This window comes from Streptomyces sp. NPDC093544 (genome assembly GCF_040683495.1).
Lineage (GTDB): Bacteria > Actinomycetota > Actinomycetes > Streptomycetales > Streptomycetaceae > Streptomyces.
This window is the reverse complement of the sequence record NZ_JBFBEA010000030.1, coordinates 58395-72030: the sequence shown is the minus strand read 5'-3', so window position 1 is coordinate 72030 and position 13636 is coordinate 58395. Positions and strand designations below refer to the sequence as shown.

Genomic DNA, 13636 nt, shown 5'->3' with positions numbered 1-13636 from the left:
GGACTGTGCAAGGGACTTGGTAATGGGCTGAGTGACGGATTCGGTAACGGATTCAGTAACGGACCGAGTAAGCCTGATGGCCGAGCGACTTGGGGTCGCCGATCGCTGTCAGTATCTCGTCCTGGGAAATTAAGATTCCGCGGTCCAGGATCTGCCCGGCTGAATTGAATGCGTATTCCTGGGCGAGGCGAAATCGCAGGAGGTCGGAATGCGAGCTCAGTCGCCGGAACCGCGCTGGACGAGGCTGCTGGTCCACGCCGTTCACGAGGAACGCGTCGCCGCGACCCGTACCTTCGTCGACCACCGAACATCCCTACAGCGTAGGCGAATTGTTGTGAGCGGGCGTGCCGATGGTGGAGATCCTGGGAGTGGCGCCACGGGCCCCGGGTGACGGGGCGAGGCCGAACTGGGCGATATCGCGCGGCCGTTCGCCGGGAAACGGCCCTGGCGACCGCTGATACCGACGTCCGGGTTGGTCATCGCCAAGGATTAATCGCCTCATGGCCGTATTCCTTCGTCGGTCGGTCGATCTGGACCCGATAAGAGGGACCATAGAAACCTACTAGGGAGCTCCAGGGCATCAAGAGGCGGTGCGGGATTCATAGCAAACTCAAAGGAGACTCCCAGGGGCGCCATGAGAATTCACCGTCCAAGGTGGGCCGGCGCTTCCCGCTCCCCGTGACCTTCTCGGCTGCCGACCCCCTGTGTGGCGGAGGTTGACGACCGCGTGTGTCGGCGCCGCCCGCTCGTGGCAGGCCGGCGCCAGGGCCCGCCGACCACCCCTATTTTCAGGGGCTGTTGAAAACCTTGACCGAGTTTGGGTACAGCAGTAACTTCACGGCAACACTGTTCCCACGCCGGGAGCGGTGTACCTGGAAGATGGCGGGCAGAGCATGGTGCGAACTGCGAGAAGGCCTGGTCGAGCCCTGTCGGCATGCTTGACGGCGGCGTTGCTGATGTTGTGTGCGTGCTCGAACTCAACCCCGGAGGGAGAGGGTTCGGACGACTCCTCGCCCTTGGTCATCGGGGCGTCGCTGTCGCTGTCGGGTGACTTCGCCGAGCTGGCCGAACCGGCGAAGAAGGGCTACGAGTTGTGGGCCGACACGGTGAACGAGAAGGGCGGTCTGCTCGGACGGAAAGTCAGCCTGAAGATCGTCGATGATGCGTCGAACCCGACCCAGGCGGTCACCAACTACCAGAACCTGATCACCCGCGATCGCGTCGACTTGGTGTTCGGCCCCTTCTCCAGCTTGCTCACCATCCCGGCGGCGGGAGTCGCGAAGCGTTTCGACTACGCGTTCATCGAACCGTCAGGTGGGGCTCCTCAGGTATTCGACCTGAAAATGCGCAACTTGTTCTTCGTCCAGCCCGCGCCGATCGTGAACTCCGGTGACGCCTTCGCCGAGTACATTCTCTCGCTGCCCGCGGACCAACGGCCGAAGACAGGTGCCTACCCGACGGCCGACAACCCGTTCACCTCGCCGATCGTCGCGCGGATCCGTGAACGGCTGGAGCGCGCCGGTGTCAAGACGGTGTACTCCAAGACCTATTCAGCCGAGACCGTCGACCTGAGCCCCGTCGTGACCAGGCTCGTCGAGGAGAAGCCCGAGCTCATCGTCTCGGGGACCGGCGGCCCCGACGCCGTCGCCGAGGTCAAGGGCATGGTCCAGTCCGGCTGGACGCCGAAATACCTGTTCTTCACCGGTGGCCCGAACTCCCCGTCCTTCCCCTCGAAGATCGGCGCGGCCAACGCGGAGGGGATCTTCAGCACCGGCGACTGGTTCCCGACCGCCAAGACGACCGGCACCCCCGACTTCATCAAGGCCTACACGGAGAAGCACGGAGGCAAGGCGGAAGACATCGACTCCGCCGCGGCCGAGGCGTTCGCATGCGGCCAGCTCCTCGAACTGGTGGCGGAGCGAGAGAACAAGGTCGACAACAAGACCATCATCGCGGCCCTCCACGAGGGCACCTGGCCCACCTTGGTGGGCGACCTCCGCTGGGACGCGTACGGCGCTCCCCAGGGCCAGAACATCGTCGTGCAGTGGATCGACGGCCGCCTTACGCCGGTGTACCCGAAGGACGAAGCCCTCGCCGACCCGATCGCCAAGCCCTCCTGGGGCGGGTGAGCCGTGCATCTGTTCATACAGGCCGTAATTGTGGGAATCCTGATCGGCGGCGTCTACGCGCTGCTCGCCGGCGGTCAGGCGATGATCTTCGGGGTCACCCGCACCGTGAACTTCGCCCAGGCGATCTTCGCGATCATGTGCTCCTACCTCAGCTACACGCTCTTCCAGGACTTCGGGCTCGACCCCTTCCTCTCGGTCCTGGTGCTCGTGCCGGCCATGTTCGTCTTCGGCAGCGCCATCCACATCGTCCTGCTGCGCCGGCTCAGCAGATCCGGCGCCGAACTCTCCCTGCTCGTCCTGTTCGCGTTGGGCATCGGCATACAGGGGGTGCTGGACTACTTCTACAAGACCGACACCCGGGTCATCGCGACGTCGTACGCGAACGACTCCTGGACCGTCCTCGGCTACCAGGTCCCGGCGGTGCGGTTCTTCGCCTTCCTCCTCGCGGTGGCGGTCCTGGGCGCGCTGCACCTGATCCGTCAGTACACCAAGTTCGGCCGGGCGCTCCGGGCCACCACCCAGAATCCGGATGCGGCCCGGTTGCTGGGCGTGGACGTGGAACGGGTCTCGGCCATCGCGATGGGACTGGGAGTGGCCGCGGCGGGGGCCGCCGGAGCCGTGTTCGGCATGGTCATTCCCTTCAGCGGCAACAGCCAACTCGATCTGCTGAACAAGCTCCTGGCCATCGGCGTCCTCGGCGGAATGGCGAGCTTCCCGGGAACCATCGTGGCCGCGGTCATCCTCGGCGTCATCGAATCGGTCGTGGCCGTCAACCTCTCACCTGACTGGTCCTCCTTCTCCTTCCTCGTCGTCCTCTTCGCCGTGCTCACCTTCCGACCGCAGGGCCTGTTCGGGCAGCGACTACGAGGGGCGGCCTGATGACTCGGCGCAGCACGGAATCGCGGATCCGACCGGCGAGCGCCGCACGCGCGACTGCGTTCGTCGCGTTCCTCGCCGTACTCCCCCTGGTCTTCGCCGGCCACTGGCAGGTCAGCCTGTTGGTGTTCACGGTGATGTACGCGGGTCTCGCCTGCGCCTGGAACCTGCTGGGCGGTTACGCCGGCTACCCCGCCCTCGGCCACGGTGCCTTCTTCGGTATCGGGGCCTATGCGATGGCCATCACCGCCCCGCATCTGGGCGTCGGCAACGGCTACCGTCCCTTTCTCCTCGTCCTCCCGATCGTCGTCGCCACCGCGCTGGCGGTACTGCCCGTCGCGCGGCTGCTCCTGCGGACGCGGGCCGCCGCCTTCGCGGTGCTGAGCATCACGGTGATGTTCATGGTCGCGACGCTGGTCTACAACGTCCGTGGTCTGACGAAGGGTTCCGAGGGCCTGCCCGTGCCGGTCGCGCCGTTCGACGTGGCCACCTTCGAGCGGCCCTTCTACTACGCGATGGCCGTCCTGCTCGCGCTGACCGTGGCCGTCTGCTGGGTGGTGCGGACCAGCAAACTCGGGCTGGCGCTCAACGCCGTGCGCGACGACGAAGACCGCGCCCGAGGACTCGGTGTGCAGACCGAGCTGGTCAAAATGGCCGCCTTCGCGCTGAGCGCCGGTCTCACCGCGGGCTTCGGGGCGGTGTGGGCGTACTACATCACCTACGTGTATCCGCCGTTCGCATTCGACCCACTGCTCTCGCTCGGCGCCGTCCTCATGGCCTTCCTCGGCGGGCGGCGCACCCTGTGGGGTCCGGTCGTCGGCGCGGCTCTGATCGTCCCCGCCCAGCAGTACTTCGCCTACCGCTACGGGGCGAGCCAGCTCTATCTCATCGCGTACGCCGCCCTGTTCCTGCTGGTCATCTACGTCCTCCCGGACGGGATCGTCCCGTCGACCACCCGGCACCTGCGGCGGCTCCGATCGGCCTACCGCGTCCACCTGCGGCGTGACCGGGCGGCGGTGGGCCCTGTCTCGACCCGAGGAGGACAAGGATGAGCACGCTGCTCAAGGTGGAGGGGCTCACCAAGTCGTTCGGAGGGATCCGAGCTCTCGACGAGTGCGGTTTCGAGATCGCCGAAGGGTCGGTGAGCGCCCTCATCGGACCCAACGGCTCCGGAAAGACAACGGCGTTCAACGTGATCACCGGCTACCAGCGTGCCGAGTCGGGCCGACTGACCTTTCGCGGGCGCGCGATTCGCCGTCCCGACCCGTGCCGTCTGCAGCGGCTCGGCCTCGCCCGCACCTTCCAGCAGGCGCGGGTCTTTCCCGGACTGTCGGTGCTGGAGAACATCGTGCTCAGCCGCAGCCAGCCCTGGCACGCCCTGCTCCGCCGCCGGGTGCCCGGCCGGGACCGGCTGCGCGCCGAGGAGCTTCTCGAGGAGTTCGGACTGGCGGCCCATGCCGACAAGCCCGCCGCGCAGTTGTCGTACGGACAACGCAAACTGCTCGAATTCGCCGGCGTGCTCATGGCCGAGCCGCTCCTCGTCCTGCTCGACGAACCCACCGCCGGGGTCAACCCGGTCATGGTGGAGGCGATGGAGCAGCACATTCGCCGACGGCACGCGCAGGGCGTCACCTTCCTGATCGTGGAGCACGAGATGCGGTTCGTGATGCGGCTGTGCGACCCCGTCATCGTGCTGGACCGTGGCCGCCCCATCGCCTGTGCCGCCCCGGAGAAGGTTCAGAACGACCCCCATGTCCTCGACGCCTACCTAGGAGACTGACCCATGGCCGCAGGGCTGGAGCTGCAGGGCGTCGTCGCCGGCTACGGCCAGGGTGACATCCTGCGCGGTCTCGACCTCGACGTGCCCGCGGGCCGGATCACCTGCCTCATCGGGCCGAACGGCTCCGGCAAGTCGACGGTCCTGCGGGTCATCAGCGGCCTGCTCGCCCCGAGAGCCGGTCACGTCCTGCTCGCCGGGCGGAAGGTCACCGGCTGCTCGCCCTCGGCCATGCTCGGTCATGGCGTCGCCCACGTGCCCCAGGAACGCAGCCTCTTTCCCGCCATGTCGGTCTGGGACAACGTCCTCATGGGCGCGTACATCAACCACGACCGCGACGCCGTCGCGCGACGGGCCACCGAGATCGCGCAGCGCTTCCCGATCGTCGCCCGACGCCGGCACGACCTGGCGGGCTCCCTGTCCGGTGGTGAGCAGAAGACCGTGGAGATCGCCCGGAGCATGATGCTCGACCCTCCCGTTCTCTGCTTCGACGAGCCGTCGATCGGCCTGGAACCGCGGGCACGCAGGATGATCTTCGGGATCCTCGACGAACTCCGCCGCGACGGGCGGACCATCCTTCTCGTCGAACAGAACGCGCGTTCCGGGCTGGCCGTCGCCCAGGACGGCGCCGTCCTGGAGGCCGGTGTCATCCGACTGGCCGCCCCTGCCGGCCAACTCCTCGACAGCCCCGAGGTCGGACGTCTCTATCTCGGCGCATCCTGACGATCCCGGCGCATCCTGACGCCTCGGACAAGGACGTGCGATGAACCGTTCTGTGGTGGCGATCAGCCTTCCGGTTCGGCGGCCCGCCGCAGCCGCAGCTCGACGCCGTCCAGGAAGCACTGCAGTCCGAACTCGAACTCCTCCGTGCCGGTTCGTGATGTCAGCGCGTCGGCGAGCTCCACCAGCTGCGGGAACTGCTCGGCGGGCAACGAGCGGTAGAAGTCGCGCAGCGTCAGGCTCTTCGAAGCGCCCAGACCTCCGGTGCGGAAGTCGTTGGTCGATTCCTGCAGGATCGAGGCGAACACCTGATGGGCCAGCGCGGTGTAGACGTCGGCCGCCAGAGCCTGGTCGAAGCCGCGCTCGCGCAGGACGCCGAGGGCAAGCTCTCTGGCGCGCAGCGAGTTCGGGCCGACCGGGATCGCGGTGGCGAGCAGGGTGGCGACGCTCGGGTGGGCGCTCAGCACCCTCCGCATGGAGCGGGCCAGTTCCTCGAGGACCTCGCGCCACCCCAGCCCGTCCACGGGGCGGAGGAGCTGTGCCTCGCCGAGCACCGCGTCGGCGACCAGCACCAGCACCTCGTCCTTGCCGGCGACATACCGGTAGAGCGTCGTGGTGCCCGTCTGCAACTCGGCGGCCAGGTTCCGCATGCTCAGCGCGGCCAGCCCCTCGCGGTCGATGAACGCGAGGGCACCGAGGACGATGCGATCCAGCGTGATGGGAGGGCGCCGGGACGGCTCCTCCCTGCCCTGGCGGGCCGCCCACCAGGCCGGCGAGCCCGGGGCCCTCAGGTCCTGCCAGCCATCGCCCGTCTCATGCGCTTGTGTTCCTGTCACAGGAACAATGTACCCACCGCGGGACATGTGTCTGGCCTTGACCGCGGTACCCGAGGCCGACGCGGTCGCCCGCAAACCCCTTTTCCCGCTTCTCAGTTGGGTGGATTTCCCACTTCCCGTTGCGCGTGCGCGAGGGGTTGACCGGTCCTTGGGCCACTCCTACTGTCCATGGCAACAGTGTTCCCACCGTGGGTCCACTGTAGCCGAATACGGATGGTGACAACCCATGGGAGTACCTGCTCGTCTTGCTACACCCTGGCTCGCGGTCTGTGCGGTGGTCGCTCTGGCCTTGCAGGCCACCGCGACCGGGCCGGTGCAGGCAGCGACCGACAGCACTGGAACCGCGAGCACCTGCACGGGCTCGACCGTGCCGGGTCAGGCGTCCGCATCGTCCACCGCCACGCGGGAACGAGTGAGCAGCGTCCAGATCCCCAAGGACGAGGCTCCCCATCAGGATCCGGACGAGTGGTGGTACTACGTCGGGCATCTCTCGGGCGTGGACCCGGCCGGCCGCGTGCACTGCTACGGATTCGAGCAGGTGGTCTTCCAGTTCCTCGAACTGGCGCCGGAGCCCGTGTACTTCGGGCACTTCGCCATCACCGATCTCACCAGTGGCACATTCCAGTACGACGGCAGGCAGGACTCCTATCCGGTCCCCAGCACACCCGGCAGCTTCTCGCTGCACACCGGCGAATGGACGATGAGCGGAGGATCCGGCAAGAGCAAGCTGCACGCCGCCCTGCCCGACTACGCGCTGGATCTCCAGCTCCAGACCACGAAGCCGGCGGCGTTGCACGGCGACCGCGGCAACATCCCGTACGGGCCGCTGGGCACGTCGAAGTACTACTCGTGGACGTCCCTGAAAGCCAGCGGGACGATCGTCGACCACGGCGTTCCGGTGAAGGTCACCGGGCTGTCGTGGTCGGATCACCAATGGGGCGCGTTCGACTTCGAAACCGGCGCCGGCTGGGACTGGTTCAGCGTCCAGCTGACCAACGGGAAGCAGTACATGCTGTACTTCATCCGCGACCGGGACGGGGCGATCGTCGAGACCATCGGCACGCTGGTCGACTCCTTCGGCAGGACCACGAACCTGGACCCGGCCAAGCTCAGTGACACGGCCACGGGCTCATGGACCAGTCCCACGTCAGGCATCACGTACGGCTCCGGATGGCGGGTGACCGTGCCGGGCGGGACCTTGACCGTCACACCGAACCTGGTCAATCAGGAGGTCGACCTCCTGTCCACCCAGGGCCTCGCCTACTGGGAAGGCTCCGTATCCGTGAGCGGCAACATCGGCGGCGCGTCGGTGACGGGCGTCGGGTACACCGAGATCTTCCCTCACCTCTGACCGAAAGACGTCCGGACCGGGAGAGAGTGACGCCGCTCTCCCGGTCCGCTGTCCTGGCAACGCCCGCTAGGCACCTGCCTTGTACAGCCCCTCGATCTCGGCGGCGTACTTGGTGGCGATGGAGCGCCGCTTGAGCTTCAGGGTGGGCGTCAGCTCGTCGCCCCCCGGTTCCCAGACGTGGGGCAGGATGGTCCACGAACGGATGTGCTCGACACGGGAGAGACGCGCGTTGGCGGCATCAACACCCTGCTGTACGGCGGCCCTCACCTCCGGGGACGCTGCCAGGGCGGCAACGGACGCATCGGCCAGGCCCCGCTGATCCGCGAAGGCCTTGGCTGCTTCCGCGTCGAGGACCAACAGTGCGCTGACATGGGGACGGCGGTCGCCTATCGCGACGGCGGCCGCGACGAGCGGACAGGCGGTCTGTAGAACGTTCTCGATATTGGCGGGCGACATGTTCTTGCCCGAGGCGTTGATGATCAGTTCCTTCTTGCGGTCGACGATGGTCACGTAACCGTCCGCGTCGACGCTGCCGACGTCCCCGGTGTGGATCCAGCCGTCGGAGTCGATGGTCTCCGACGTCCTGGTGGAGTCGCCGCGGTACCCCTTCATGAGCGCGGGGGTGCGGACCAGGATCTCGCCGTCTTCCGCGACCCGGATCTCCGTGCCTGGCAGGGGAGTTCCGACGGTACCGAGGCGCGGCCTCGACGGGGTGTTGAGGGTGGTGACACCGGTGGTCTCGGACATGCCCCAGGCCTCGCTGATCGGCAGCCCCAGCGCGAAGAGGAAGACCATCGCGTCCTGGTCCAGCGGGGCGGAACCGGTGACGACACTGACGGCCTTGTCCAGCCCGATCCGCCCTCGGATCCTGGCGAGCACAAGGCGGTCCGCGACCAGCTCGGGAAGCCGGGACCGGAGCGGGCTTCCGAGCCCCAGCGAGGTGGCCCGCGCTCGGGCCGTGCCGGTACGCAGGGCCCAGCGGGCGAGCGCGCCCTTGAGCCCCGACTGCTGATCCAGGCCGGCCTGGATCGACCCGATGAAGCGGTACCACAGCATCGGTACGCCGACGAAGTCCGTCGGACGCACCTCTCGCAGGATCTCCAGCAGCCGCTTGGGTTCGTTGAGGGTGACCGTGGTGCTGTGGAACATCATGGGTGCGTAGTGGGCACTGAACCGGTTGACGATATGTGCGTCCGGCAGATAGGAGATGACGCGGCCGCCGGTGGATTCTGCCAGGACCTTGGGCAGCTGCCTCAGCACATAGATGACGTTGGCGTGCGTCAGCTCAACTCCCTTGGGCGGACCGGTGGTCCCCGAGGTGTAGATCAGGGTGAGCACGTCCTGTGGGGACACCCTGGACCAGGCGCCGTGAAAGTCGAAGTCGTCGGTGCCTGACGTCTCCAGGTCGGCCAGCGACAGGACCGGGCCGATGTCCTGGCCCGCTGCGGCTGCATCGATGTCCACGCACACGAACGTCTCGACGGACGAGCCCTCGGCGGCTGTCCGCACGGTGCTCAGAAACTGCTCCTCGCACACCACGAGCCTGTTGCCGGCATTGGCGAACAGATAGGAGATCTGCTCGGTGCTGCTGGTGTTGTAGACCGAATAGGGGATGGCGCCCAGGTGCATGACGGCCGCGTCGACGATGTGGAACTCGGGCCGGTTGGTGACCATCAGAGCCACCGTGTCGCCCCGCTGGACCCCTCGGGCGGCCAGCCCGCGAGCCACTGCCTCGACGCGTTCGCCGTACTCGCGCCAGGTCAGTACCGACTTGTTGTCGGCGTCCCGCAGCGCCACCGCTTCCCCGTACTCGGAGATGGTCTGCTGCATCAGAGCGCACAACGTTGTGTTCTCCATGCTGTTCCTCGTTCTGTCAGGAAGTGGGAGGGCGCTGGATCCCTGCGAAGAAGTCGGCCATTTCGACTGCGGTCTTCTCCGGGTACTCGAAGGGCACCATGTGCCCGCACCCGGCGATGACTTGACTGAGCTGTGGGTTCAACAGGGCCTTGACCTCGGCCAGTTTGCTGACCGGGGTGACCTGGTCCTCCTCGCCCCACAGGAGCAGGGTGGGCGTGCCGAGAGCCCCGGCCCGCCGGTAGAGGTCCTGCTGGCGGTGGAAGTCGTAGTCGCGCAGAGTGGAGAGGAGGGCGTACATCGAGCCCTCGCAGCGGTAGGTGTCGCACACCATGTCGGTGAGGGCCCGCACCTGTGCGGGGGTGCGGACGTTGTGGGACAGGTGTGCGCGCAGCAGGAGTTGGCCCAGGTTCTTGCCGAGGAACGGGCCGATGGTCGGCTTGGTGGCCAGTCGTACGGGCGGGGCGTCGCCCTCGGTGAATCCCGCCGGGCCCAGCAGGGTCAGCGATGCCGTCTGTTCGTGGGTGCGCTGCAGCAGACCCAGGGCGGTGAGCGCGCCCATGGAGGAACCGACGGTGTGCCAGGACTCCGGTACGTCGAGGGCCTTGACCAGCTCGTGGGCCTGCCGCACGAACAGTTCACGGTCGTACGGCCCCGCGACGCGGTCCGAGTAGCCGCGGCCGTAGGCGCTGTAGGTCAGGGTGCGCAGCCCGCGGCGGTGCAGATGCTCGACGACGCCGTCCCAGTAGAACAGCGGGACGGTGAGACCCCCGAGGAGGAAGACCAGTTCACCGTCGTCGGGTCCGGTGAGTTCGTAGTGCGTGATGCCGTCGGACAGCTCGACGAAGCTTCCCCGCAGGCGGCTGCGGGTGTCCGGGTTCAGGGGGAGGTTCTCGCCCCTGGCTCGGTAGATCTTGGGCATGGCGGAACTCAATTCCTGGGAGGGCGGGGGACCTGTTCCTGAAGGGGTGTGGGACCTACTCCTGGGTGGTCGAGGAGGGAAGCCCCAGATGCGAACGGATGGCTTCGCCGACTTCAGCGGGGGCTTCTTCGGGCATGAGGTGCCCGACACCCGTGAGGACCACTTCGTGACTGCCGGGGATGTCCCGGTGGAAGTGCTGGCCGTCGATCAGGTCGCCGCGCAGGACCAACGTCGGGACGGCGATCTCCGTGATGTGACCGGAGCGGTCCGCCTGGTCGGTGTTGGCGAAATCGATGAAGGCTGACCGGTTGCCCGGCCGGTTCATCATCGCCGTGACCCGGTCGACCAGGGCCTGGTCCACGACCATGAGCGGGCCGACGGAGGAACGCAGGTTCTGCTCGGCCGCCCCGCTCGGCGCCCACCGGCGAAGCAGCGGGCGCAGCAGGGGGTTGCGGGCCATCTTCAGCGCCGTCGGCAGGGACTTCTCGGGATATCCGGTGGCGTTCATCAGGATCAGCCGCTGCACCCGCTGCGGGTGCTCGACCGCCAGGTTCCAGGCGATGTTTCCGCCCAGCGAATTCCCTGCCACGTTCAGCTTGTCGAGGCCCAGGCCGGAGAGGAACTCCGCGACGAAGGACACGTACGCCTCGATGCGGTAGTCCCGGTCGGGGCGGGGGCCGGTCAGGCCGAAGGCCGGCAGGTCGAGCCTGATGACCTCACAGGAGTTCTTGAGGTCGGCGACGATGGGGTCGAAGGCCTGGAGTGAGGAACCGCTGCCGTGCAGCAGGAGAAGCGGGGGACCGCTGCCCTCCCGTTTGAAGTGCACCCGCACTCCGTCGATCCAGGTGAAACGGGATTCCTCGTCGACATAGGGATCGCTGTGGGTCTCGGAAGCTGTCATGTGTGGGCTCCGTCGAACATGCGCATCACCGAGGTGTGCTCAATGCGGGCAGGCAGGCCACGCAGCACGGCGTCCCGTGCGGTGCTGAGCGGCCCTGAGGGCACAGAAGCGAGCTGATTCATGCGAACCGCCTGGCGCTGGATCCACTCGACCCGCGCGCGGCGTTCCTCTTCGAAGGCCCGGAAGGCATCGGCCACCGAAGCGGTCCCGGCCAGCCGGCGCGCCACCACCGCGGCGTCCTCGATGGCCTGACCGGCTCCCTGCCCGAGGTTGGGCAGCATCGGATGTGAGGCATCGCCCAGCAGAGTGACGATGCCGGAGCCGCCGCGCCACTCTCGCTGCCGCAGCTCGACCTCGATGGTGTCCTTCGGCTCGGTGGCCGCCAGCAAGTCCCGTGCCTGAGCGGGGAATTCGCGGTAGAGCTTTCGATAGAACGTGAGACGGTCCACCGGATCCCGCACCGGCCGCGTCGGTGTGGGGATCAGTGCGAACCAGGAGCTGCGTCCGTCGCGCAGCGGAATGATCCCGAACTGCATGCGGTAGCCCCACCATTCGAGAACCTCGTCGGGCCGCTCCGCCGACACCTCGGTGACCCCGCGCAGGCAGGTTGTTCCCGAGCCCACGGCCGGCGGGTCGCCGTGCAGGCGCGATCGGATCAGGGAGTCGATGCCGTCCGCGGCCACCAGACCGCGCCCCCGCACACGCTCGCCGGAGCGCAGGTGCACCGCCACTCCATCGGCGTCCGTCTCGAATCCGATCACGGGATCACCGGTGAGCAGGTGGTCGTCGCCGAGCTCGGAGAGGAGCACCTCATGGAGGTCGGCGCGGTGGATCCCGAGGGCGGGGGAGCCGACGGTCCCCTCCACGTCCTCGGCCCGCACCTCGGTGAGGACCTTCCCGGTGACCGACATGATCGAGGTGTGGGCGACCCTCCGCCCCTTCTCGGTCACCTGGCGGCCGAGGTTCAGCTCGCTGAGCACCTGCACGGTGTTGGGCTGCAGGAGGATGCTCGTGTTGATCGCGGTGGGCCGGGGCGCCGCCTCGATGAGCGTCCAGGGGATGCCGCGCCGCTGGAGGGCCACAGCGGTGGTCAGGCCACCGACGCCCCCTCCGGCGATCAGTACGTGATCATGCGATGTCGACAACGACTTTCCCCTTAGAACGTCCGCGCTCGACGTACTCCTGAGCCGCCGCGATCTCGGTCAGCGGGTACGTCTGGTCGATGACGGCGCGCACCTTTCCCTCGGCGGCCAGGCGGGCCAGCAGCTCCAGTGCGGCGCGGTCGGGACCGAACAGGCTCCAGCCGTAACTCCGGCGGCTCAGAGCCTCCCGGAGGCGCCGGCCCAAGAGGGTCGCAACGGCCTGAACGCCACCGAGAAAGAGACCCCTCTCGTCGACGAAGCGCATGAGGGGATGCACGAGCGTGCCGTAGCCGGCGCCGGGGCCGCGACGCAGGATGCCGAGCATCTTCGGCTCCTCGGCGTCGTCGGCCAGGCAGATGGCGAAGTCGAAGTCGCGCAGGTGTTCCGCGAAGTCCTGCGTCCGGTAGTTGATCACCTGGTCCGCGCCGAGGCTCTCGCACAGTTCGATGCCGGCGGGCCCGGCCGTGGTGGCCACATGGGCGCCCAGCGCCTTGCAGATCTGTAGGGTGACCACACCCGTGCCGCCCGACCCGCCCTGCAGGAACACCCGCTTTCCGGCAGCGGTCTCCGGCCTGAACCCGGCATCCGTCAGCGCGGCCCACGCGGACAGGAAGGCGTAAGGCAGCGCGGCGGCCTCGCGGTAGGACAGCCCTTCGGGCTTGGCCACGACATCGTCGGCCTTGACGACGCAGTATTCGGAGTACGTCCCCTGCGGCGAGGGCCTCTTGGCGCCGAAAACGGCGTCTCCGGTCTTCAGAGCCGTGACACCGGAACCGACCGCCACGACATCCCCGGAGACGTCGTTCCCCAGGACGAGCGGAAATCCGGTGAGCCCACGCAGCTTCATCAGCTTCTGGCCGTACCCGCCCCGTCTGCGGCAGTCGATCGGATTGACCGAGGTGGCCCGCTGCCGTACCAGGACTTCGCCCTCTCCCGGCGTGGGAGTCGGCGCGTCGTCGACCACTTCGAAGACGTCCTGAGCTGCGCCGAACCGGACGGCCTGGGCCGACCGCATGTGGCTCGGAATCGTGGGTGTGGTGCTGGAGGTCATAACGGCTACGCTAGCACCGAAAAGCGCTTTACGGCTACACGGGATCCGTAATCGGGTGCCGCGAGAAGTGAAGCTTC

13 protein-coding genes are annotated in these 13636 nt (G+C 67.6%); 6 read left to right on the top strand and 7 right to left on the bottom strand.

Going from position 1 to position 13636, the window contains the following annotated elements; translation table 11 throughout:
* Nucleotides 1–52: 52 nt before the first annotated feature.
* The gene (locus AB0N66_RS35110) at nucleotides 53–304 is read right to left on the bottom strand and encodes a hypothetical protein (protein WP_365442707.1); all 252 of its coding nucleotides are present in this window, start codon (nucleotides 302–304) and stop codon (nucleotides 53–55) included.
* 712 nt (nucleotides 305–1016) lie between these two features.
* Between AB0N66_RS35110 and AB0N66_RS35105 the strand changes: the two genes are divergently transcribed.
* Genes AB0N66_RS35105 through AB0N66_RS35085 form a run of 5 tightly spaced genes read left to right on the top strand, consistent with a single transcriptional unit; the run spans nucleotide 1017 to nucleotide 5505 of the window.
* Nucleotides 1017–2129, top strand: a complete 1113-nt coding sequence (locus AB0N66_RS35105) for an amino acid ABC transporter substrate-binding protein (RefSeq protein ID WP_365442705.1) — start codon at nucleotides 1017–1019, stop codon at nucleotides 2127–2129.
* Between the two features lie 3 nt (nucleotides 2130–2132).
* Nucleotides 2133–3008, top strand: coding sequence for a branched-chain amino acid ABC transporter permease (locus tag AB0N66_RS35100; protein WP_365442703.1), 876 nt, complete (start codon nucleotides 2133–2135; stop codon nucleotides 3006–3008).
* Nucleotides 3008–4057 carry a branched-chain amino acid ABC transporter permease gene (locus tag AB0N66_RS35095; RefSeq protein WP_365442701.1) on the top strand — a complete coding sequence of 350 codons (1050 nt, stop codon included), beginning with the start codon at nucleotides 3008–3010 and terminating at the stop codon, nucleotides 4055–4057. Before AB0N66_RS35100 ends, AB0N66_RS35095 begins: the two co-directional genes overlap by 1 nt.
* Nucleotides 4054–4785 (top strand): ABC transporter ATP-binding protein, encoded by a 732-nt coding sequence (locus AB0N66_RS35090; protein ID WP_365442699.1) that lies wholly within the window; start codon nucleotides 4054–4056, stop codon nucleotides 4783–4785. Before AB0N66_RS35095 ends, AB0N66_RS35090 begins: the two co-directional genes overlap by 4 nt.
* A gap of 3 nt (nucleotides 4786–4788) precedes the next feature.
* On the top strand, nucleotides 4789–5505 hold the full coding sequence (locus AB0N66_RS35085) for an ABC transporter ATP-binding protein (RefSeq protein WP_365442697.1): 717 nt from the start codon (nucleotides 4789–4791) through the stop codon (nucleotides 5503–5505).
* Between the two features lie 62 nt (nucleotides 5506–5567).
* Here AB0N66_RS35085 and AB0N66_RS35080 read toward each other — a convergent pair whose 3' ends face one another.
* Nucleotides 5568–6338: a TetR/AcrR family transcriptional regulator gene (locus AB0N66_RS35080; RefSeq protein WP_365442695.1), complete on the bottom strand. Its 771-nt coding sequence runs from the start codon at nucleotides 6336–6338 to the stop codon at nucleotides 5568–5570.
* Between the two features lie 226 nt (nucleotides 6339–6564).
* Here AB0N66_RS35080 and AB0N66_RS35075 point away from each other — a divergent pair, with 226 nt between their 5' ends.
* The gene (locus AB0N66_RS35075) at nucleotides 6565–7689 is read left to right on the top strand and encodes a lipocalin family protein (protein WP_365442693.1); all 1125 of its coding nucleotides are present in this window, start codon (nucleotides 6565–6567) and stop codon (nucleotides 7687–7689) included.
* 66 nt (nucleotides 7690–7755) lie between these two features.
* Here AB0N66_RS35075 and AB0N66_RS35070 read toward each other — a convergent pair whose 3' ends face one another.
* Genes AB0N66_RS35070 through AB0N66_RS35050 form a run of 5 tightly spaced genes read right to left on the bottom strand, consistent with a single transcriptional unit; the run spans nucleotide 7756 to nucleotide 13559 of the window.
* Complete coding sequence (locus tag AB0N66_RS35070) at nucleotides 7756–9546, bottom strand: AMP-dependent synthetase/ligase (RefSeq protein ID WP_365442691.1); 1791 nt, start codon at nucleotides 9544–9546, stop codon at nucleotides 7756–7758.
* Between the two features lie 16 nt (nucleotides 9547–9562).
* Nucleotides 9563–10465 carry an alpha/beta hydrolase gene (locus AB0N66_RS35065; protein WP_365442689.1) on the bottom strand — a complete coding sequence of 301 codons (903 nt, stop codon included), beginning with the start codon at nucleotides 10463–10465 and terminating at the stop codon, nucleotides 9563–9565.
* A gap of 55 nt (nucleotides 10466–10520) precedes the next feature.
* The gene (locus AB0N66_RS35060; RefSeq protein WP_365442687.1) at nucleotides 10521–11366 is read right to left on the bottom strand and encodes an alpha/beta hydrolase; all 846 of its coding nucleotides are present in this window, start codon (nucleotides 11364–11366) and stop codon (nucleotides 10521–10523) included.
* Nucleotides 11363–12511: an FAD-dependent monooxygenase gene (locus AB0N66_RS35055; protein WP_365442685.1), complete on the bottom strand. Its 1149-nt coding sequence runs from the start codon at nucleotides 12509–12511 to the stop codon at nucleotides 11363–11365. Before AB0N66_RS35055 ends, AB0N66_RS35060 begins: the two co-directional genes overlap by 4 nt.
* Nucleotides 12495–13559: a zinc-binding dehydrogenase gene (locus AB0N66_RS35050; RefSeq protein ID WP_365442683.1), complete on the bottom strand. Its 1065-nt coding sequence runs from the start codon at nucleotides 13557–13559 to the stop codon at nucleotides 12495–12497. The genes AB0N66_RS35055 and AB0N66_RS35050 overlap by 17 nt, the downstream gene beginning before the upstream one ends.
* Between the last annotated feature and the right edge of the window lie 77 nt (nucleotides 13560–13636).

Excerpts from the sequence above, each read along its gene's own strand:
- AB0N66_RS35070 (WP_365442691.1), bottom strand. The coding sequence starts at position 9,546 with ATGGAGAACACAACGTTGTGCGCTCTGATGCAGCAGACCATCTCCGAG.
- AB0N66_RS35095 (WP_365442701.1), top strand. The coding sequence starts at position 3,008 with ATGACTCGGCGCAGCACGGAATCGCGGATCCGACCGGCGAGCGCCGCA.
- AB0N66_RS35085 (WP_365442697.1), top strand. The coding sequence starts at position 4,789 with ATGGCCGCAGGGCTGGAGCTGCAGGGCGTCGTCGCCGGCTACGGCCAG.
- AB0N66_RS35090 (WP_365442699.1), top strand. The coding sequence starts at position 4,054 with ATGAGCACGCTGCTCAAGGTGGAGGGGCTCACCAAGTCGTTCGGAGGG.
- AB0N66_RS35060 (WP_365442687.1), bottom strand. The coding sequence starts at position 11,366 with ATGACAGCTTCCGAGACCCACAGCGATCCCTATGTCGACGAGGAATCC.
- AB0N66_RS35065 (WP_365442689.1), bottom strand. The coding sequence starts at position 10,465 with ATGCCCAAGATCTACCGAGCCAGGGGCGAGAACCTCCCCCTGAACCCG.
- AB0N66_RS35050 (WP_365442683.1), bottom strand. The coding sequence starts at position 13,559 with ATGACCTCCAGCACCACACCCACGATTCCGAGCCACATGCGGTCGGCC.
- AB0N66_RS35075 (WP_365442693.1), top strand. The coding sequence starts at position 6,565 with ATGGGAGTACCTGCTCGTCTTGCTACACCCTGGCTCGCGGTCTGTGCG.